This is a genomic window from Streptomyces nigrescens, assembly GCF_027626975.1.
In the GTDB taxonomy this organism is placed as follows: domain Bacteria; phylum Actinomycetota; class Actinomycetes; order Streptomycetales; family Streptomycetaceae; genus Streptomyces; species Streptomyces nigrescens.
The window spans coordinates 7542420-7562526 of the sequence record NZ_CP114203.1 but is presented as its reverse complement, the minus strand read 5'-3'; the positions used below and the strand labels follow the sequence as shown (position 1 = coordinate 7562526).

Annotated in this window: 16 protein-coding genes and 1 pseudogene; 5 read left to right on the top strand and 12 right to left on the bottom strand. The window is 72.8% G+C overall.

Going from position 1 to position 20107, the window contains the following annotated elements:
* Nucleotides 1–353: 353 nt before the first annotated feature.
* From STRNI_RS33505 to STRNI_RS33465, 9 genes are all read right to left on the bottom strand, one after another.
* Nucleotides 354–1169: a TrmH family RNA methyltransferase gene (locus tag STRNI_RS33505; RefSeq protein ID WP_109888543.1), complete on the bottom strand. Its 816-nt coding sequence runs from the start codon at nucleotides 1167–1169 to the stop codon at nucleotides 354–356.
* Between the two features lie 54 nt (nucleotides 1170–1223).
* Nucleotides 1224–2456 (bottom strand): uroporphyrinogen-III C-methyltransferase, encoded by a 1233-nt coding sequence (gene cobA, locus STRNI_RS33500; RefSeq protein WP_148592812.1) that lies wholly within the window; start codon nucleotides 2454–2456, stop codon nucleotides 1224–1226.
* Between the two features lie 161 nt (nucleotides 2457–2617).
* Nucleotides 2618–6817 (bottom strand): nicotinate-nucleotide--dimethylbenzimidazole phosphoribosyltransferase, encoded by a 4200-nt coding sequence (gene cobT, locus STRNI_RS33495; RefSeq protein ID WP_277412562.1) that lies wholly within the window; start codon nucleotides 6815–6817, stop codon nucleotides 2618–2620.
* Nucleotides 6818–7053: 236 nt separating this feature from the next.
* Nucleotides 7054–8274: a precorrin-6y C5,15-methyltransferase (decarboxylating) subunit CbiE gene (gene cbiE / locus STRNI_RS33490; RefSeq protein ID WP_109888550.1), complete on the bottom strand. Its 1221-nt coding sequence runs from the start codon at nucleotides 8272–8274 to the stop codon at nucleotides 7054–7056.
* A gap of 163 nt (nucleotides 8275–8437) precedes the next feature.
* Nucleotides 8438–9073 carry a GNAT family N-acetyltransferase gene (locus STRNI_RS33485; protein ID WP_018087672.1) on the bottom strand — a complete coding sequence of 212 codons (636 nt, stop codon included), beginning with the start codon at nucleotides 9071–9073 and terminating at the stop codon, nucleotides 8438–8440.
* Between the two features lie 288 nt (nucleotides 9074–9361).
* Entirely contained in the window at nucleotides 9362–10216 is an 855-nt protein-coding gene (locus tag STRNI_RS33480; RefSeq protein ID WP_018087673.1) for a MetQ/NlpA family ABC transporter substrate-binding protein, read from the bottom strand.
* A 93-nt stretch (nucleotides 10217–10309) separates the two neighbouring features.
* Nucleotides 10310–11044, bottom strand: a complete 735-nt coding sequence (locus STRNI_RS33475; protein WP_018087674.1) for a methionine ABC transporter permease — start codon at nucleotides 11042–11044, stop codon at nucleotides 10310–10312.
* On the bottom strand, nucleotides 11041–12135 hold the full coding sequence (locus STRNI_RS33470) for a methionine ABC transporter ATP-binding protein (protein ID WP_274734493.1): 1095 nt from the start codon (nucleotides 12133–12135) through the stop codon (nucleotides 11041–11043). The genes STRNI_RS33475 and STRNI_RS33470 overlap by 4 nt, the downstream gene beginning before the upstream one ends.
* A gap of 380 nt (nucleotides 12136–12515) precedes the next feature.
* A complete protein-coding gene (locus STRNI_RS33465) occupies nucleotides 12516–13160 on the bottom strand; it encodes an HAD family hydrolase (RefSeq protein WP_148588261.1) in 645 nt (214 codons plus the stop codon).
* Nucleotides 13161–13277: 117 nt separating this feature from the next.
* Between STRNI_RS33465 and STRNI_RS33460 the strand changes: the two genes are divergently transcribed.
* The 4 genes and pseudogenes from STRNI_RS33460 to STRNI_RS33445 all read left to right on the top strand — a co-directional run bounded on the left by STRNI_RS33460 (nucleotide 13278) and on the right by STRNI_RS33445 (nucleotide 14959).
* Nucleotides 13278–13646 carry a hypothetical protein gene (locus tag STRNI_RS33460; protein ID WP_018087677.1) on the top strand — a complete coding sequence of 123 codons (369 nt, stop codon included), beginning with the start codon at nucleotides 13278–13280 and terminating at the stop codon, nucleotides 13644–13646.
* Nucleotides 13639–14097 (top strand): hypothetical protein, encoded by a 459-nt coding sequence (locus STRNI_RS33455; protein ID WP_148588262.1) that lies wholly within the window; start codon nucleotides 13639–13641, stop codon nucleotides 14095–14097. The genes STRNI_RS33460 and STRNI_RS33455 overlap by 8 nt, the downstream gene beginning before the upstream one ends.
* A 132-nt stretch (nucleotides 14098–14229) precedes the next feature.
* A pseudogene (locus STRNI_RS33450) lies at nucleotides 14230–14337 on the top strand (IPT/TIG domain-containing protein); the annotation flags it as partial.
* 70 nt (nucleotides 14338–14407) lie between these two features.
* A complete protein-coding gene (locus STRNI_RS33445; protein WP_277412561.1) occupies nucleotides 14408–14959 on the top strand; it encodes an IPT/TIG domain-containing protein in 552 nt (183 codons plus the stop codon).
* A 65-nt stretch (nucleotides 14960–15024) separates the two neighbouring features.
* Here STRNI_RS33445 and STRNI_RS33440 read toward each other — a convergent pair whose 3' ends face one another.
* A complete protein-coding gene (locus STRNI_RS33440) occupies nucleotides 15025–15540 on the bottom strand; it encodes a GNAT family N-acetyltransferase (protein WP_018087680.1) in 516 nt (171 codons plus the stop codon).
* Between the two features lie 318 nt (nucleotides 15541–15858).
* On the bottom strand, nucleotides 15859–16995 hold the full coding sequence (locus tag STRNI_RS33435; protein ID WP_277412560.1) for a glycerophosphodiester phosphodiesterase: 1137 nt from the start codon (nucleotides 16993–16995) through the stop codon (nucleotides 15859–15861).
* Nucleotides 16996–17291: 296 nt separating this feature from the next.
* On the opposite strand from STRNI_RS33435, the gene STRNI_RS33430 reads away from it, so the two are divergent.
* The gene (locus tag STRNI_RS33430; RefSeq protein ID WP_018087682.1) at nucleotides 17292–17960 is read left to right on the top strand and encodes a lysophospholipid acyltransferase family protein; all 669 of its coding nucleotides are present in this window, start codon (nucleotides 17292–17294) and stop codon (nucleotides 17958–17960) included.
* Between the two features lie 75 nt (nucleotides 17961–18035).
* On the opposite strand, the gene STRNI_RS33425 is transcribed toward STRNI_RS33430, so the two are convergent.
* On the bottom strand, nucleotides 18036–20006 hold the full coding sequence (locus STRNI_RS33425; RefSeq protein WP_277412559.1) for a bifunctional metallophosphatase/5'-nucleotidase: 1971 nt from the start codon (nucleotides 20004–20006) through the stop codon (nucleotides 18036–18038).
* Between the last annotated feature and the right edge of the window lie 101 nt (nucleotides 20007–20107).

Sequence of the window (20107 nt, the reverse complement as noted above, 5' to 3'; positions counted from 1 at the left end):
GTGGCGGGGGCGGGGCGGTATTCCCGCTGGGGAGGACTGGCTGAGCAGGGGGCATTCTCGCCGGGAGGGCCGGCCGGTCAGGGTGGTTTCCCGCCGGGCAGGGATGACTGGCCGGGCGGGGTGGTTTCTCGCCGGGCAGGCACTGGCCGACGGGAGCCACCGGACGAGCGGGAGCACCGGCCTGGCGGCAGGCACCGGTCAGTCAGGAGGCACCGGCCTGGCGGCAGGTCCCCGGCCGGGCCGAAGGCACCAGCCAGGCGGCAGGCACCAGCCAGGCGGGAGGCGCCAACCAGGCCAGAGGCACCAGCCAGGCGGGAGGCGCCCAACCAGGCCGGAGGCGCCAAGCCAGCAGGCTATGCCGGTCGGCCTGTTGCCACCGCGTAGAAGGCGACCGCGGCGGCCGCGCCGACGTTGAGGGAGTCCACGCCGTGGGCCATCGGGATGCGGACCCATTCGTCGGCGGCCCGCAGGGCTCCGGTGCTCAGGCCGTCGCCCTCGGCGCCCAGCATCAGCGCGGCGCGCTCCAGGGTGTGCGGGGCGGCCTCGTCGATGGCGGTGGCCTTCTCGGCCGGGGTGAGGGCGAGCAGCTTGAAGCCCGCTTCCCGTACGGCGGCCAGATCCCGGGGCCAGCTCTCCAGGCGGGCGTACGGCACGGAGAACACCGCGCCCATGGAGACCTTCACCGAGCGGCGGTAGAGCGGATCGGCGCAGTCCGGGGAGAGCAGCACCGCGTCCATGCCCAGGGCCGCCGCGCTGCGGAAGATCGCGCCGATGTTGGTGTGGTCGTTGACCGCTTCCATGACGACGATGCGCCGGGTGCCGGCGAGGAGTTCGGTGGCGTCCGGCAGCGGCTTGCGCTGCATGGAGGCCAGCGCGCCGCGGTGCACGTGGTAGCCCGTCACCCGCTCGGCGAGGGCCGGGGTGACGGCGTAGACCGGTGCCGGGACCTCGTCGATGACATCGCGCATGACGTCGACCCACTTGGCCGAGAGCAGCATGGAGCGCATCGCGTAACCGGCGTGCCGGGCGCGCCGGATGACCTTCTCGCCCTCGGCGATGAAGAGCCCTTCCGCGGGCTCGCGCCGGCGCCGCAGCTCGACGTCGGTCAGGCCGGTGTAGTCGGCCAGCCGGGGGTCGTCCGGGTCGTCGACGGTGATGATTTCTGCCACGGGGAGATAGTGCCTTGTCGGTGTCGGGGTGCCAATGCCGCGTCGGGGGATCGGTTACCTGGGGGTAGGGGCCACGGCGACGACCTCGCCGATGACGATGACCGCCGGGGGCCGCACGCCCTCGGCCCGTACGGTCTCGCCGAGCGTCGCGAGGGTGGCGTCGACGCGGCGCTGGGCCGCGGTGGTGCCCTCCTGGATGACGGCGGCGGGGGTGTCGGCGGCGCGGCCGTGCTCGACGAGCTTGGCGGCGATGGCGCCGCTGTTCTCCACACCCATCAGGATGACGAGGGTGCCGCGCAGCTTGGCGAGCGCGGGCCAGTCCACCAGCGAGCGCTCGTCGTCGGGGGCGACATGGCCGCTGACGACGGTGAACTCGTGGGCGACACCGCGGTGGGTGACGGGGATGCCGGCGGCGCCGGGCACCGAGATGGTGCTGGAGATGCCGGGGACGACCGTGCAGGGGATCCCGGCCTCGGCGAGCGCCTGGGCCTCCTCCATGCCGCGGCCGAAGACGAACGGGTCGCCGCCCTTGAGCCGGACCACGGCCTTGCCGGCCTTGGCGTGCTCGATCAGCGCGTTGTTGATGGCCTCCTGGGCCATGAAGCGGCCGTAGGGGATCTTCGCGGCGTCGATGACCTCGACATGCGGCGGGAGTTCGGCGAGGAGGTCGCGGGGGCCGAGGCGGTCGGCGATGACCACGTCGGCCTCGGCGAGCAGCCGGCGGCCGCGGACGGTGATCAGGTCGGGGTCGCCGGGGCCGCCGCCGACCAGGGCCACGCCCGGGGTGTGCGGGCGGCGGTGGTGCGGGGCGGAGATGCTGCCGTCCCGGAGGCCCTCGACGATCGCGTCGCGTACGGCGGCGGAGCGGCGCGGGTCGCGTCCGGTGAGCACGGCGACGGTGACGCCCTCGCTGCGGCCGGTGGCCGGGGTCCAGGCGGTGGCCGCCTCGGCGTCGTCGGAGCGTACGCACCACACCCGGCGGTCCTCGGCCTCCTGGGACGCGGCGGCGTTGGCCGCCGGGTCGTCGGTGGAGATCAGCGCGTACCAGGCACCGTCGAGGTCGCCGTCCTGGTAGCGGCGGCGCTCCCAGCGGACCTCGCCGGCGTCGGCCATCGCCTCGACGGACGGGGTGGCGGACGGGGAGATCAGCAGGACGTCGGCGCCGGCGGCGACGAGGGAGGGGAGCCGGCGCTGGGCGACCTGCCCGGCGCCCAGGACAACCACCCGGCGGCCGGACAGCCGCAGTCCGACGGGGTAGGCAGCGTGTTCGGCGACGTGCTCAGCCATGGCGGTACGGCTCCTTGTGCGGATGGTGCGGGTTCGGCGACCGGCTCAGCCGCTGCGGCTCTGGAGCGGCTGGTCAGGGGTACGGCGCGGGGCGGCGGTACGGCCCCGGCCCACAGCCTATGGGGCTGCGGGCCGGGGGTCATGCGGAGGTCAGGGCCTGATCAGGTCTTCTCCGTCACTCCGGCGGAGTCGAAGGTGGCGACCTCGTGCATGGCGCGGGCGGCGCTCTGCACCACGGGGAGCGCGAGCAGGGCACCGGTGCCCTCGCCGAGGCGCAGATCGAGGTCGACGAGCGGGCGCAGGCCCAGCTTGTTCAGGGCCGCGACATGGCCGGGCTCGGCGCTGCGGTGGCCGGCGATGCAGGCGGCCAGCGCCTCGGGGGCGATGGCGCGGGCCACCAGGGCGGCGGCGCCGGCGCTCACCCCGTCGAGGATCACCGGGGTGCGCAGCGAGGCGCCGCCGAGGATCAGGCCGACGAGGGCGGCGTGCTCCAGGCCGCCGATCGCGGTGAGGACACCGATGGGGTCGGCCGGGTCGGGCTGGTGGAGCTCCAGGGCGCGGCGGACCACATCGACCTTGCGGGCGTGGGTCTCGTCGTTGATGCCGGTGCCGCGGCCGGTGACCTCGACCGGGTCGACGCCGGTGTAGACGGCGATCAGCGCGGCCGAGGTGGTGGTGTTGGCGATGCCCATCTCGCCCGTGAGCAGCGCCTTGTTGCCGGCCGCGACGAGGTCACGGGCGGTGTCGATGCCGACCTCGATCGCCTGGAGCACGTCCTCCTGGGTCATCGCCGGGCCCGCGGTGAAGTCGGCGGTGCCGGCGCGGACCTTGCGCGGCAGCAGACCCGGGGTGGCGGGGAGATCGCTCGCCACACCGACGTCCACGACACAGACCTCGGCGCCGACCTGGTTGGCGAAGGCGTTGCAGACCGCGCCGCCGCCCAGGAAGTTGGCGACCATCTGGCCGGTGACCTCCTGGGGCCAGGGGGTCACGCCCTGGGCGTGCACACCGTGGTCACCGGCGAAGATCGCGACGGCGGCCGGCTCCGGGATCGGCGGCGGGCACTTGCGGGACAGTCCGGACAGCTGGGCGGAGATGATCTCCAGCATGCCGAGCGCCCCGGCGGGCTTGGTCATCCGCTTCTGCCGCTCCCAGGCCTCGCCGAGCGCCTTGGCGTCCAGCGGGCGGATGCCCTGCAGGGTCTCCTGGAGGAGGTCGTGCGGGCTCTCGCCGGGCAGTGCGCGGCGGCCGTAGGTCTCCTCGTGGACGACCCAGGACAGCGGGCGGCGCTTGGACCAGCCGGCCTGCAGCAGCTCGGGCTCCTCCGGGAACTCGTCGACGTAGCCGATGCACAGGTAGGCGACGACTTCGAGGTGGTCGGGCAGGCCCAGTTCGCGGACCATCTCCCGCTCGTCGAAGAAGCTGACCCAGCCGACGCCCAGGCCCTCGGCGCGGGCGGCGAGCCAGAGGTTCTCGACTGCGAGCGCGGAGGAGTACGGGGCCATCTGCGGCTGGGTGTGCCGGCCGAGGGTGTGCCGGCCGCCGCGGGTGGAGTCGGCGGTGACGACGATGTTCACCGGAGTTTCGAGGATCGCCTCGATCTTCAGCTCACGGAACTGCTTGGCGCGCCCCTTGGGCAGCGACTTGGCGTACGCCTCGCGCTGCGCCATCGCGAGCTGGTGCATCTTCTCGCGGGTCTCGTCCGAGCGGATGACCACGAAGTCCCAGGGCTGGGAGTGGCCGACGCTGGGCGCGGTGTGGGCCGCCTCCAGGACGCGCAGCAGCACGTCGTTGGGGATCGGGTCGCTGCGGAAGCCGTTGCGGATGTCGCGGCGTTCGCGGATCACGCGGTGGACGGCGGCGCGTTCGGAGTCGTCGTACCCGGCGGCCGGGAACAGGCCGCCGGCCACGTCGGGGCCGGAGCCGTCCGGCGTCTGGACGGGCTGCTGCTGGTCGGCGGCCCGCGGCTGGTCGTCGTCCTGGCCCTCGCCGAGCTGGACGAGGGTGGCGGCGTCCTGTTGCTGGGGCGTTTCGTCGGCGTCGGCGGCGGGCTCGCTCTCGGGGGCGGGCTGCTCGTCGGCGGGGGCCGCGGCCTGCGGGGCCGGGGCGTCCACGGGGGTCTGCTCGCCGGAGGCCTGGGCCGGGATGTGGACGGTGACGGGCCGGGCTTCGGCGAGCGGCTCCGCGGGGGCGTCGGGCGCGGCCGCGTCGGGCTCGGCTGCTTCGGGCTCGGCTGCGACGGCGGGCGCGACGTCCTCAGCGGGCTCGCCGGGGGTCGCCTCGGCTGCGGGGGCGTCCGGACCGGCGGGTGCGTCGTCCGGGGCGGCCGCTGCGGGCTGCTGCTCCGCGGGGGCGTCCGCGTCCTGCGACGCGGCCTCCGGGGCGGCCTGCTCGGCGGGCTCCTCGGCGGACTGCTGCTCGGCGGTGTCCGCGGGGGTGCCGGGCTGCGGCTGTCCGGCGGTCGGCTGCTGCGCCTCGGGCGGCTCTATGACGGTCTGCTCCTGGGGCGCGCCGTCGTCGGTCACGGGCAGGGCGACGGGGCCCTGGGGAGCGGTGACGGGTGTCGGGGCGGTGGGCTCGGAGACCGGGGCCTCGTCGGTGGCCTCGGCCGGGGCGTCGTCGGTGGCCTCGGCCGGGGCGGTCTGGTCGGGGGTGGCCTCGGCCAGCGGCGCCTGGTCCGGGGCGGCGTCGGCCGGGGCGTCGGCCGGGGCGTCGGTCGTGGGCTCCGGCTGGGCCTCGTCGGCGGGGGCCGGGGCGGCGGCCTCGGGCTGCTCGGCCGGCTGCTCGTCCTGCGGGGCCTGGGGGGCATCGACGGGGGCGTCGGCCGTCGGCTGTTCCGCCACGGGCTCCGCGGTGGGGCCGACCGCGTCGGAGGGGGCGGAAGCCGGGGCCGGAGTGTCGGCAGGCCGCGCCGCTGCCTGCGCCTCGGGCTCGGCGGGCGTGGCCTGGTCGGCGACGGGCTGCTGCGGAGCCTCGTCGGTGACGGCCGCCTCGGGCTGCGGGGCGGCCGGGGCGATGTCCTGGCCGGAAACGTCCTGGCCGGTGGTGTCCTGCGCGGGGGCGTCCTGTCCAGGAGCAGCGGGAGCATCCGCAGCGGGGGCATCCGCGGCGACGGTCTCCGGCACGGCGGTCTCCACCACGGATACGTCGGCTACGGCGGCGTCCGGCACGGCGGCGTCCGCCACGGCCGTTCCATCCTCCGCGGGCGCTGCCGCATCCGGCGCCGCATCCGGCACGGCGCCCGGAGCAGTGTCCTGCGGCGACGCCGGCGCCTCGGCCTGCGCCTCCTGACCGGCGTCGGCGACGGGAGCGCCGTCCCCGGCCTGCGCGGCCTCCTCTGCAGGGAGCGGCGTCGGCTGTTCGACGGGCAGCGCGGCGTCCTGCGGGACGGGCTGTACGGCGGGGGCGGGCGGCACTGCCGCGGCGGATGCGGCGGGTGCCTCGGGGGCGACCGTTTCTGCAACGGGGGCCGCGGTCGCCTGCGCGGAGGCCTCGTGCCACGACGGCACCTGCGACGGGATCTCGCCGAGCTGCGGGCCGGGCAACGGGCCCTGGCCGGCGGCGCCGTAGGTCTGCTCGGCGTGCAACTGCCCGCCGTAGGGCTGCTCACCGTACGAGGGCGCGGCGAAGACCTGTCCGGCCGCCGCCGTCCCGCCGAGGGGCTGCTCGGCGTACGGCACGTCCGCGGCCGTCTGGGCGTCGGCCGGCGGGCCGGTCACCAGCTGTTCGTCCGGCGTGGCCGCGGCCGGGGTGTCGAAGTATTCGGGGCCGCCCGTGGGCGGTCCGGCGTGCCGCGCGGGGGCCTCGGCCGGGCCGCGGTCGGCGAGCGAACGGACCACGCCGCCGGTCGCGTCGGGGACGGGCGGGCCCATGTGCAGCGGGCGGCGCGGGGGCGTGGACGGCGCGGCCGCGCGGGCCCGGTCCGGCTGGGGAGCCGCGGGCTGGGGAATGCGGACGGCGCTGAGATCGACGGAACCGGAATCCCGGCCGCCGCTCTCGTGGTCACCGGCCTGGGCGGGCATCGGCTCGAAGCCGGTGGCTCCCTGGGCGGCCGCATCGAACGGTGCGCCCTGCTGGGGCTGCTGGTCCGCACCGTGGTGGGTCTCCTGCGGGAGCGGCTGGGGCGCGGGCTGCTCGCTCCAGGCGCCCTGGGCGCCCGGCATCAGCAGCAGATCGTCGTCCTCGACCGTGCCGTCGGCCTGGTCGAGGTAGGGGTATTCGCCCGGCGGGGGGACCATGCCCGGCAGCTCCGTCGGTCCGGCGTCGGCAGGGGAGGGAGCGGCCGCCGGCTGCGGCTGCCCGGGATGTCCGCCTGCGTTCTCCGGCTGTCCCTCGCCCGGGACCTGGCCGGTGTCGGTCATGCGTACCCCTCGCCCATTGGTAGTGCTCCTTCCAACCACTCGTGCGACGCGCTCGACCGGGGCGCGCCGACGCCCCGATAGCTAGAACGAGCGAGCACGCCTCGCGGCACGTCCGCTCTCCAGAGCTTCATATTCGGCCAAAACCACGGCATTTTCCGGATATTGGCGTACGAAGCCGAATGCGGAACGGCGGCGCAACGATCCGCCAGCCTACCTCGCGCGGGTTGCCGTGCTGGTCACGGGTGAGGAACGCGATACCCGCTGAGCAGAAACACCACGGACCGCTCACGTTCGACCCAGACGGAAGTGTCCAGGTCCACGGACTGCAGCAGCGCGCACTCGACTTCATAGCCGCCGTCGGCCAGCGCACGGCCGAGCGATTCGGCCTCGTCGCGGGTGGCCGCGTGGGTGACGATCCGTTCGGGACGGCGGGCCGCGCAGGCGGTGAGTACGTCCGCTCCCCCGCCGCCGACCCGGATCACGTCGGGCTCGGGCAGGTCCTCCAGGATCTGCGGCGCCCGGCCGTGCACGACCTGGAGTTGGACACCGTGGCGGCGGGCGAGGGCGGCGGCGCGTCCGCAGGCGTCCGGGTCGGCGTCGACCGCGATGACGGCGGCGCCGAAGCGTGCGGCCTCCACCGAAGCGGCTCCGCTGCCCGTGCCGATGTCCCAGACCAGGTCGCCCACCTGCGGTCCGAGACGGGCGAGTTGTGCGGTGCGCAGCTGGACGGACTCGCCCTCGCCCAGGGCGCCGCCGTAGGCGCTCGCCGGAAGTCCCCAGCCGCGCGGGCCCGTCGGGTGGCCGACGTCGTGACCGGCGATCCAGCCGGTCCCCTGGGCCGCGGCCCCGCCGGGCGAACCGCCGACGACAATGACGACATTGGGGTCACGCCAGACATGGTCGGCGGCCTTGTCGGATGTGAGGACTGTCACCTGCTCCCGCTCGGTGCCCAGTTCCTCGCAGATGACGAAGGTGCGGTGGACGCCGCCGAGCAGCAGGGCGAGTTCGGCGGGACCGGCGCCGGGCGAGGTGAGCACCGCGACCTTGGTGTGGGCGCGGCAGACGTTCACCGCGCGGCGCAGGTCGCGGCTGTGGGCGACCACGATCTGCGCGTCGTCCCAGGGCATACCGGCCCGTGCGAAGGCGGCCGCGACGGAGGAGACGGCCGGGACCACTTCCACTTCCAGGCCGTGCTCGGGTGCCCGCAGGGTGCGGACGACACCGAAGAAGCCGGGGTCGCCGTCGGCGAGCACGACGGCGGTGCCGCGGTGCTGGGCGATCCGGCGGGCGGCCAGGCTCACGCTGCCGAGCCGGATCCGCTCGGCGTTCGGCGGGACTTCGGGAAGTGCGAGGTGGTGGGCGGCGCCGGCCACCAGCGTGGCCGCGCCGAGCGCGGAGCGGGCTGCGGCGGTCAGCGGAGAGCCGTCCCATCCGATCACCGTGACCCGGTCGGCCATGCTCGTCAGTCTCCTGGGGCTGCTGTGGTTACGCGGGCGGGGCGGCGGACTGGCGGCCGCGGGCCGGTGTGATGCCGCTGTGGTGCGCTGGTCCGCGCTGGTCACGCAGGTGCGTGGCAGGCCGAGACTACCCCGTGAGGTACGGACCTGAGTGCGGGCGTGGTCAGTTCCACTCGGGGTAGCTGAATCCGTTCGCGTCCGCCAGCCGGCCGGGGATCCCCTCCAGGTCCTCGGGCAGCAGGCTCCACACGATCAGATCGGTCCGGATGTCCGTCCAGCCGCCGTCCTCGGTGCGGCTGCGGGCTATGAAGGCATTGCGCAGCACGCCCTCGCTGATGCAGCCGATCTTCTGGGCCACCTGCTGGGAGGCGGTGTTGCCGGCGGCGGTGCGCAGCTCGATGCGTTCGAACTTCTGGTCGTGGAAGAGCCAGTGGGCGAGGGCGAGCGAGGCCTCGGAGGCGTATCCCTCACCGCGGGCCCAGGAGGCGACGACATAGCTGAGCTCGCTGGAGCGGATCCGCCAGTCGGTGTTGCGCAGTTGGACCACGCCGACCAGGCGCTGGGTGAGGAACTCGGTGACCGCGAAATCGATGCCGTGGCCCGCGGTCCGCTCGGCGTGGGCGCTCTCGGTGCTCCAGACGCGCGCGGCGTCCTCGGTGTACGGCTGCGGTATCGCGGTCCAGGCGGCGACCAGCTCGTCGTTCATCATCGCGGCGAGGGACGGCACATCGGCCTCCTCGAAGGGGCGCAGCACCAACCGGTCCGTGCTGATGGAGATGTCCGGAAAGGTGGATGTCATGCCGCTGCTCCCGCGCCGTTGACTGTGGTGTCCGGACCGTCGCGGGCTGTGAGACCGCGAGGTCACGGGCCGTCTTGACCGTCTTGAGTGCACCAGCATGCAGCATGGGCGTACGGGTGTGCACGCGCGTGGGCCCCGGCCGCGCGTGGCGCGGGTCCGGGGCCTGCGGGACGTCCGTGCGGACGGCCACCTTCCGGTGACCTGCGCACGGGCGGCTGCGCGTCCTGTACCCGCCCACCCCCCGAAGGGGGGTGGGCGGCGGGGAAATCAGGACATAGCCGCCTGGTGTCAGCTCTTGGCCGGACCGAAGGCCGGGATGACCGAGCCGTCCTTGTACTTGTCCTCGATGAACTTCTTGACCTCGGGGGAGTTCAGGAGCTTGGCCAGCTTCTTGATCCGCGGGTCGCTCTCGTTGCCCTTCTTGACGGCGAGGAAGTTGGCGTAGGGGTTGTCCTTCGCCTTCTCCAGGGCCAGCGCGTCCTTGGAGGGCTTGAGGTGGGCACCGATGGCGAAGTTGCCGTTGATGATCGCGGCGTCGACGTCGTCGATGCGCGGCGCGGTCTGCGCGGCCTCCAGCTCGGTGATCTTGATGCCCTTGTCGTCCTTGACGTCGGTCAGCTTGGCGTCGGAGCCGACACCGGGCTTGAGGGTGATCACGCCGTTGTCGGCGAGCAGCTTGAGCGCCCGGCCTTCGTTGGAGGGGTCGTTCGGGACCGAGACGGTGCTGCCGGACTTGAGCTCCGAGAGCTTGTCGATCTTCTTGGAGTAGACGCCGAGCGGCTCGATGAGCACGTTCTGGACGGGCACGATGTGCGTGCCGTTCTCCTTGTTGAAGGTGTCGAGGAACGGCTTGTGCTGGAAGAAGTTGGCGTCGACCTGGCCGTCGTCGGTGACCTTGTTGGGGATCTTGTAGTCGTTGAACGGCTTGACGACCAGCTTGAGGCCCTCCTTCTCCGCCAGCTCGTTCTTGACGAAGTCGAGGATGGTGCCGTGCGGGGTGGGGCTCGCGGCGACGACGAGGGGGGCGTTCTTGTCGCCCTTGTCGCTCGCGGTGGTGTCGGAGGGGGCGCTGCAGGCGCTCGCGCCGAGGGCGACGGCGGAGGCGGCGGCTATGGCGACGGAGATCTTGAGGGTGTTGCGCACGAAGAGTGCCTCTTTCTTGTTCCCACGCGACGTTGCGCGCGATGTCCGCCCGGCAAAGGGTCCGGGCTCGGGGGTGTTGCGGGGGTGGAGCGGTCAGGCGGCCTCGGTGACGACGGCCGGTTCCTCGGTGCGGGTGCGGCGCAGGCCGACGCGCAGGGAGGAGGTACGGGTGCCCCGGCCGGCGAGCCGGCGGACGAGGAGGTCACCGAGCACCTGGACGAGGGTGACGAGGATGATCAGCTCCACCACGGTGGCGATCATCAGCGAGGTCTCGTACTGCTGGTAGCCGTAGGTGTAGGCGAGGTTGCCCAGCCCGCCGCCGCCGACCGCTCCGGCGATCGCGGAGTAGCCGATCAGCTGGATGACGAGGGTGGTGACCCCCGCGATCAGTGCCGGCAGCGCCTGCGGGAGCAGCACCTTGAAGACGATCGTCCAGGTGCCGCCGCCCATGGCGTGGGCGGCCTCGACCAGGCCGTGGTCGACCTCGCGCAGGGCGGCCTCCACCAGCCGGGCGAAGAAGGGGATAGCGGCGATGGCGAGCGGGACCACCGCGCCGGTCGGGCCGATCGAGACGCCGACGAGGAGCCGGGTGAAGGGGATCAGCACGACGATCAGGATCAGGAACGGGAAGGACCGCCCGATGTTCGTGATCGCGCCGAGGACCTTGTTCACCACGACGTTCTGCAGGATGGCGCCGCGCTCGGTCAGATGCAGCAGCACACCGACCGGGATGCCGATGAGCACCGCGTAGAACGTCGACCACCACACCATGAAGAGGGTGTCGAGCGTGTTGTCGTAGAGCAGCGGCTGCATCTCGTTCCAGCTCACTTGGCACCTTCCTTCTGCAGCGTGGCGGCGGGCTCCGGGGTCGCCGGGCCGGGGGCGGTTCCGGCCGCGGCCGCGACGTCGGCGTCCGCGACGTCGGCGACATCGACCTGCAGCCCCTGCTCACGCAGGAAGCCGATGGGCACGACGTTCTCCTCGAAGCGGCCGGGGAGCTCGATGCGCATCCGGCCGATCTGCTTGCCGCCGACGGTGTCCATGGCGGCGCCGAGGATCGAGATGTCGACGTTGTAGGTGCGCGACAGCTCGGAGATCACCGGGCGGGTGGCGGCCGAGCCGTGGAAGGTGATGTCGACGACGGTGCGGTCGTCGGCCGAGGGCTCGCCGCCGACCGGGAACAGCTCGCGGGCCAGCTCGGAGCCGGGGGTGGCGAGGAGTTCGGCGACGGTGCCCTGCTCGACGACCCGGCCGTTCTTCATCAGCGCGGCCGAGTCGCAGATCGTCTTGACGACGTCCATCTCGTGCGTGATGAGCACGATGGTCAGGCCCAGCTTGCGGTTGAGGTCGCGCAGCAGCTGGAGGATGGAGCGGGTGGTCTCCGGGTCCAGGGCGCTGGTGGCCTCGTCGGACAGCAGCACCTTGGGGTCGCCTGCCAGCGCGCGGGCGATGCCGACGCGCTGCTTCTGGCCGCCGGAGAGCTGGGCGGGGTAGGCCTTGGCCTTGTCGGCGAGGCCGACCAGGTCCAGCAGTTCCAGGGCCTTGCGGGAGCGCTCGCGGCGGTCGACCTTGAGGATCTCCAGCGGCAGCTCGACGTTGTCCTGGACGGTGCGCGAGGACAGCAGGTTGAAGTGCTGGAAGACCATGCCGATGTGGCTGCGCGCGGCCCGGAGCTGGGCGCTGGCGCGCTTGCCGCGTCCGGCGATGGAGGTCAGTTCCTGGCCGGCGACGGTGACCGTGCCGGAGGTGGGGCGCTCCAGGAGGTTCAGGCAGCGGATGAGGGTGGACTTGCCGGCGCCGCTCTGGCCGATGACGCCGTACACCTCGCCCTCGCGGACGTGCAGATCGACGCCGTCCAGGGCGGTGACTTCGCGGTCTCCTGAACGGTAGACCTTGGTCAGGCCCGTTGTGGTGATCACTAGGGAAATTCCGTCACTGTCGAGTGCTCGGCGGCTCACCCGCCGGGCACGGGGCATTGCTTGCGAGTGCGGCAGAGGGGAACAGGGCGGCGGCGGGCGCGGGGCCCGGCTCCGGGTTCCGGTGACGCGGGGCGGCCGAGGGCGTCGGGAGGTCGACGTACGGCGCATGGCAGGTCTCGCTTCGGGGCGCGAGGCTCAGGCGGGGGCCCTCAGCGGTCACACATTCGACACATGCAACGAGCACCGGGCGTCTGATACGCCTCGGTCGCAGGGGTGCGGTAGCTCGTCGTGGTCATGTGCGGCAGTAAACCAGACAGCAGTGCGGGCGGATCAAGCCAGTCCGTATGGCGGACATGCCTGCCCGATCCGTGGACAGCGTGCTACCCGGCGACGGTGATCTCCACCGAACCGTCCGTGGCCTGCGCGGATATCGCCGAGAGGTCGGGGACCACGACGTCCGCCGACAGCTCCTCGGCCCGGTGCGTTGTGGTCAACGCCACGGTCGTCATCCCGGCGGCGCGGCCCGCCGCCAGTCCGACCGGGGCGTCCTCGAAGACCACACAGCGGGCCGGGTCCACCCCCAGCCGCGCGGCGGCCAGCAGGAACGGCTCCGGGTCGGGCTTGCCCCGGCTGATGTCGTCGGCGCTGACCAGGTTCTTCGCCGTGATCCCGGCGTGTGCGAGCCGGGCCTCGGCCAGCCGGCGGCCGGCCGAGGTCACCACGGCCCACTGCTCGGCGGGCAGGCTCGCCAGCAGGGCCAGGGTGCCGGGCAGCGCCACCGTTCCCCCGGCGTCCTCGACCTCCAGGTGCTCGATACGGGCCAGCGCCTCCGGCACGACGTCCGCGGGCAGCAGGTCCGCGACGATCTCCGCCGCCGGCCGGCCGTGCAGCGCGATCCGGGCGAAGTCCTCCGCGGTCAGGCCGTACTCCGAGGCCCACCGGGACCAGCAGCGGTTCACGGACTCCAGGGAGGACAGGAGGGTGCCGTCGTTGTCGAAGAGGAGGGCGTCAGCGGTGATCTTCATATGTCCTGAGCGTACGGACCACGGTGGGGCCGGACGCGGCCGCCCTCCCGCCGCCGATTAGCATCCCCTTATGCCCCACAATCCCACCGCGCGCCGCCGCACCGCCCGGAGGCCCCGGTGATCGACGCGCTGACGATCGCGGTCGCGGTGACCGCTCTCGCCCTCGCCGCCTGGTGCGGCTTCGCGGCCTTCCGCGACCAGCCCACCAAGGACTGGCACTTCATCGGCATGGGCCTGGTGTCCCTGCTCGGCATCGTCCAACTGGTCATCGCCGTCGTGCAGTTGGCGCGCGGAGTGTCGCCGGACAAGGGCACCGCGCTCTTCGTTTCGTATCTGCTCGGGGCGGCCGCCTGTGTGCCGGCGACCGGCTTCATGTCGCTCTCGGAGCGCACCCGCTGGGGTTCGGCGACCGTCGCGGCGGGCGCCGTGGTGCTGGCCGTTCTGGAAGTGCGGCTGTTCGACATCTGGGGAGGCGGCAGTGCCTGAGACCACGGCGACCACCGCGGCGGACGGCGGCACGGCCGGTGCGCCGGCGAAGCGGTCCCTGGGCACCGGCCCCGGCCGGCTGCTGGTCGCGCTCTACGGGATCTTCACCGTCGCGGCCGCGTCCCGCTCGCTCTACCAGCTCCTCGCGCAGTTCGACCGGGCCCCGCTGGCGTACAGCCTCTCGGCGGTCTCCGCGGTCGTCTACGGCTTCATCACCGTCTCGCTGGTGCGCGGCGGCGAAGGGGCCCGCCGCGCCGCGCTCGTCTGCTGCGCGCTGGAGCTGCTCGGGGTGTTCGGCATCGGCACCTGGACACTGCTCGACCCGTCCGCGTTCCCGGACGCCACGGTCTGGTCGGACTACGGCATGGGCTACCTCTTCATCCCCGTCATCCTGCCCGTCACCGGGCTGCTGTGGCTGCGCCGGGCGCGTACGGAGCAGCAGGCGGCCTGAGGCGGTCCCGCGAGCACGCTGCGCCATCCGGGTGAAGAACGCGACCGCCCCTCGCTCCTCGGCCGGACGCCCTGTCTCACTGGAGTCCGGCAGGCGGCCACGGGTTCGCCGGAGCGGAAACGGAGCGGGAACATGCCGATCAGTCCGAACCAGGGTTCCACCGGCGGCGGCTTCGCGGCGACCCTCACCGGCACCGGTCTCACCGGCGCCACCGTGGTGCGCTTCGGCACCAAACCGGCCACCATCACGGCCAGTTCGCCCACCTCGGTGTCGGTGGTCGCCCCCTCGGGAGCCGGTGGTCGATGCCACGGTGACCACACCGGCGGGCACCAGCAACCCGGTGCCCTTCTACTACGTCCTGGCGCCCGTGGTCCTCGACGTCTCGCCGTCGTCCGGGCCCGTGGCGGGTGGCGCCACGGTCACCGTCACCGGACGCGGGCTGGCCACCGCCACCTCCGTGCTGTTCGGGGGCACGGCCGTGACGCCGACGGTGCTGTCCGACAGTGAGCTCACCGCCGTCAGCCCGGCCCACGCGGCCGGTGAGGTGGCCCTGGCCGTCGTCGCACTGGGCGGCAGCGCCACGGCGGCCGGGGCCTTCGGCTTCGTGGCGGCGCCGACCGTCACCGGCTTCAGCCCGGTGACCGGTCTGCCCGCGGGCGGCACGCTGGTCGACATCACGGGCACCGGGCTGTCGACGACCACCGGTGTGACCTTCGGCGCCGTGCCGGCCACGTTCGCCGTCCTGTCCGACACCAGGGTCGCGGCCGTCGCGCCCGCCCAGGCCCCAGGCACGGTGACCATCGCGCTCACCACCACGGGCGGCAGCGACACGGCACCCGGGGTCTTCCTCTATCTGCTCTGACCACCTGCCCTGACGAGGGGCGGCCCGGCGCACCCGCCCCGCCCGGGGGCGGGTGCACCCCGGTGCTACGCCTGTGCGACGAGCTCCTCAGCACCGGCCGGCCGGTGCACTTCCTTCTCCAGCGTGACCACGTTCAGCCGGGGCGTGAGCTGCTCGGTGCCCACGGGCACATAGCCGCGGCTGCGGTAGAGCCGCAGATTGCCCTCGCTGCGGTGGCCGGTGAACAGGCGGTAGCGGGTGGCCGACCGCTCGGCCGCCAGCCGCCCCTCGACGGCGTCGAGCAGCCGTCCGCCCAGGCCGTGCCGCTGCATCCGCGGGTGCACGATGAGCTTGGCTATCCGGCCGGTGCCGTCCTCGTCGACCGTGCCGCGCACGGATCCGACCACCTCCTCGCCGAGCCGGGCCACCACGACGCAGCCCTCGCCGAGTTCGGCGCGCAGCGCCTGCAGCGTCTGGGTGAGCGGCTCGATGCCGTAGTCGTCGTACAGTGCGGCTTCCTGCTGGTAGCAGAGGTACTGCAGTTTGAGGATCTGCTCGGCGTCCTGGTCGGTCGCCGCAGAGATGGTCACGCTCGTGCCCATGCGCGTATGCCTCCCCTATTCGGTTCGCTGGTCCGGGCGCGCTGAGGGTGAGAGGGGTGCGCCCGGAACGATCTGCCCTGACGGACGGCGACATGGGGTGCTTGTCGCCGCCATGACGTGGCTGACACTGCTCCTTCCGGAATCCCCGGTATGGGGCAGCGGCAATCGCGCCGCGAGCATTCTGCGCAGGCAATTGGGGCAAGCGGAACGGACCGGCACCGAGCTCTCCTGTGACATTCCCAACTCAGATGAGAATGCAGGGGAGGTGGCGCCGGTCCGGGCGGCGGGGCTCCGCCGCGCGCGGTCCGGGGACCGGCGTCAGCGCTTGCGGAACTCCGCGGCGGCCAGCAGCGCGGTGTCGGGATTGTCGGAGAACAGACCGTCGATCCCGGTACCGAGGTACGCCTTGAACACACCAAGGGCGTCGCCGTAGGCGTCCGGGTCGGTGCCGCGGCGGTAATCGGCCGGCAGGAAGGTGTTCTCGTTGCGGACCGTATACGGATGGAGGACCAGTCCGGCGGCGTGGGCGTCCTTGACGACGGACGTGGGCTCGCCGAGCTTGCCGTCCTTGTCCCGCGGGATGATCACGGTCAGGTCCGGGCCGATGCCCTGGGCGAAGCCGGCCAGCCACTTCAGGCCCTCGGGCGTGACCAGGTCGGCGACCGTGCGCGGGTCGCCCGCCTCGACGAAGTCCCAGGGCCGGGAGTCGAGCGTGGAGAGCAGCACGACCTTGGGGCAGTCGACGAGCTTGCCCAGGCGCTGGATGCTGCTGGGCTCGAAGGACTGCAGGAAGTTCGGGGAGTTCCTGCGGTGCCGGCCGTGGGCACGCAGCGCCTTGGCCACCCGCCCCTCCAGACCGAGGCCCAGCTTGCGGAAGTAGGTGGGGTGCTTGGTCTCGATGTGCAGCCAGACGCGGCGGCCCCGCTCGCGGCCCTCGCGCTCGGCCCAGCGCAGCACCTCCTCGAAGGTCGGCACCTCCCAGACCCCGTCGTAGACGGTGTTGTGCTGCCGGGTGCCCGGTATGCGCTCCTTGGCGCGCAGCGTCTTGAGTTCGGCGAGCGTGAAGTCCTCGGTGAACCAGCCGGTCAGCTTCGCGCCGTCCACGGTCTTGGTGGTCTTGCGCTCCGCGAACTCGGGGTGTGCGGAGACATCGGTGGTGGCGGTGATGTCGTTCTCGTGGCGGCAGACCAGATGCCCGTCCTTGGTGGGGACGAGGTCCTGCTCGATGACGTCCGCGCCCATGTCGAGGGCGAGTTGGTAGGAGCCGAAGGTGTGCTCGGGGCGGTAGCCGCTGGCGCCGCGGTGGCCGACGATCAGCGGTACCGGCAGTTCCTGGGGCACCCCGGCCCGTCCGGCCGCGCTCGCCTGGCCGGCTCCGCCGAATACCGCCGCTCCCGCACCGAGGGCCGCGGCCCCCAGTACCGTCCGCCGTCCCGGCTGCTGCCGCTTGTGCATGCGCACACTCCTTGTCTGAGGCATTCGCTGGTCTTCCGGGTGCTTCCGGGTGTTTTCCGGCGTGCGGTGAGGCGTGTTGCACACCGGCCCACGGAACCCGGCTGATCGTAGGCACGGACGGGTCATGCCGGGGAGACGGACGACAACATCGGGGGGAAGATGGTGGTAACACACGTCAACTGTGCGTATCGACCTCGTGAACCCGATGTGCGCGCGGGAGTAACCCGCGAGTATGGTCCTTGGCTGCAGAGTTCTGCGCCCGCTTGACGTTGACCAGTCACGACCCGGAGGGCCCGTTGTCCCGCATTGTGCTGAAGGCGATTCTCGGATTCGTCATGCGTGTCCTGTACCGCCCGAAGGTCGAGGGCATGGAGCGCATTCCGGCGACCGGGCCGGTGATCCTGGCCGGCAACCACGTCACCTTCATCGACTCGCTGTTCCTGAGCCTGGTGGTCAAGCGCCCGGTGTACTTCATCGGCAAGGACGAGTACGTCACCGGCAAGGGCCTCAAGGGCCGGGCGATGGCCTGGTTCTTCACCAGCGCCGGCATGATCCCGGTCGACCGGGACGGCGGACACGGCGGTGTCGCGGCGCTGATGACCGGCCGCCGCATCCTGGAGGAGGGCAGCGTCTTCGGCATCTACCCCGAGGGCACCCGCTCCCCCGACGGCCGCCTCTACCGCGGCCGTACGGGCATCGCCCGGCTCACGCTGATGACCGGCGCGCCCGTCGTCCCGTTCGCGATGATCGGCACCGACAAGGTGCAGCCCGGCGGCAAGGGCCGTCCGCACATCGCGCCGGTGACGGTGCGCTTCGGTGAGCCGCTGGACTTCTCCCGCTACGACGGTATGGACCGCGACCGCTATGTGCTGCGGGCCGTCACCGACGAGGTCATGAGCGACGTCATGGAGCTGTCCGGCCAGGAGTACGTCGACATCTACGCCACCAAGGCCAGGGCCGCCTGACCCGTCCCGCTGTGCGCCGGGCCCCATCCGTTCCGCGGATGGGGCCCGTTGCGTGGGCGCTCCCGTGCGGGCGGGTCAGCAGGGCACCCGGAAGCCGCCGGGGGCGCGCTGGCCCTCGGCGCCGCCGGTCAGTGCCGTACGCAGCGCCGCCTCGGGGCGCGGCACCACACTGCCGTCGGCCTGGAGCAGCTGCTGGCGCTGGGTGACGGTGCCGGTGCGGGCGCCGGGCACCTCCGCGTTCTTGACCGCCACCCGGTTCAACGGGGCGGGCTTCAGCTGCTTCTTGGTGCGGATGAAGGAGACAAAGCTCTCGAAGTCGCGGGTGTGCCGGACCGGTGCGGTGAATCCGGTGAAGGCGCTGAAGCCGTCCTGGTTGATGAGGGTGTAGGAGGGGGCGGCGAGGCGGTAGCGGCGGGTGAGGTCGAGGGCGGTGCCGTCGATGAACACCTCGGCGGGCTCGATCCGCCGGCCGACCGGTCCCGCGGCGTCGAAGGTGTAGCGGACGTTGGCGGAGACGGCCAGCGGTGAGAAGCCGAGTCCGCCGCCGGCGGTCGGTGCCCACTGCTCCTCCAGGGCGTCGTGGATCTGCCGGCCGGTGACGGTGACGGTCATGATCGGGTCGCCGAAGCCGACGGAGTTCCAGGCCTGCGCGAAGGTGACGGTGCCGTCCGTCTCCTCGTCACGGATCAGATCGCCGGCGATCACGGCCTGCCCGACGCGTGGCGCGACCGCGATGACGGCGAGGTCCGCGGGGGTGTTGGGGTGGGCGGCGGGATCGTCCATCGGGCCGAGCGGCTGGCTGCCCGCCCACAGGGCCCAGTCGGCGACGAGGTTGCCCATGGTGCTCTCCCCCACCGCGTTGCGCCGCCGGGTGAAGGAGGCGGTCTGGGTGCCGAGGCGGCTGCGGGCGCGCCGGCCGCCGTAGTCCGCCCAGTAGCCGGTGATCGACTTGAGCTCCGGGTCCGGTGTCACGTCCCGGGTGTTGGGATGGTTGGTGGCGGTGGTCAGCTCCCGGATCACCGCGCCGGTGCCGGGGTCGAGGCGCAGATTGATCTCATTGATGATCTGGCCGTAGCAGCCGGCCTCGACGAACGGCCGGGGGACGCCGTCGGGGTCGGGCAGCATCATGGTGAAGGCGCAGTGCCAGTGGCCGGTGACGATGGCGTCGATGTCCGGGGAGACGCGCAGCGCCAGTTCGTAGGCGGGCCCGGAGGGGTTGCTGCCGCTGGAGAAGTCGCTGCCGGCCACCGCGCCGTCGTGCATGCTGAGCACGATCGCCCGGACTCCGCGGGACTTGAGCTCCGCCGCGCAGCGGTTGGCGGTCTCCAGCTCGTCGAGGGTGCGCAGTCCCGGCTGGTAGGAGCCGGGGAAGGACTCGGTGCCGATGGCGGTCAGATGGATGAAGCCGACCGGCAGCCGGCGGCCGCCGCCGGCGTCCACGTATTCGATGTTGTACGGCGGCAGCACGGGCTCGCCGCTCGCGTTCCACACCAGGTTGGCGCTGTAGTAGGGGAACTCCGCGCCACGGAAGCGGCGGCCGGTGGAGTCCTCGAAGGCGTCGTCGCGGCCGACGACCGGGAAGCTGACGCCGTCCTCCATGTGCGAGGTGAGGAAGCGCGCCGACTTGTCGAACTCGTGGTTGCCGGCCGAGGCGAAGTCCAGGCCCATGGCGTTGAGCGCCTCGATGGTGGGCTCGTCGGCGAAGGTGGCGGCGTCGAACTCCCATCCGGAGAAGAGGTCGCCGGGGGCGAAGAAGAGGGAGTTGCGGCGGCCGTTGCGCAATCGCTCCAGGTGGGCGGCCATATAGGCGACGCCGCCGACGGTGTAGGTCTTCCCGCCGGCCCCGGTGATGATCGAGTGGGCACCGGGGGCGCCCTGCAGATAGCCGTGCAGGTCAGTGATGTTGAGGAGCTGGACGTCGACGTATTCGTCGGCGGTGGCCGCGTCGCGGGCGTGGCCGGTGGCGTAGGCGTTGCTGCCGATGGCGCTCGCGGTGGCCAGGGCCCCCGCGGCGGTGAAGAAGGAGCGTCGTCCGATGTCGCGCACTGCGTCACTCTCCTGAGCGGGCCGTCCGTGAGGGGACGACGGGAGAGTCAAGCAAGCCGCTCGGGACGGCCGGTCACCACGATGCGTACCGGGCGTGAACG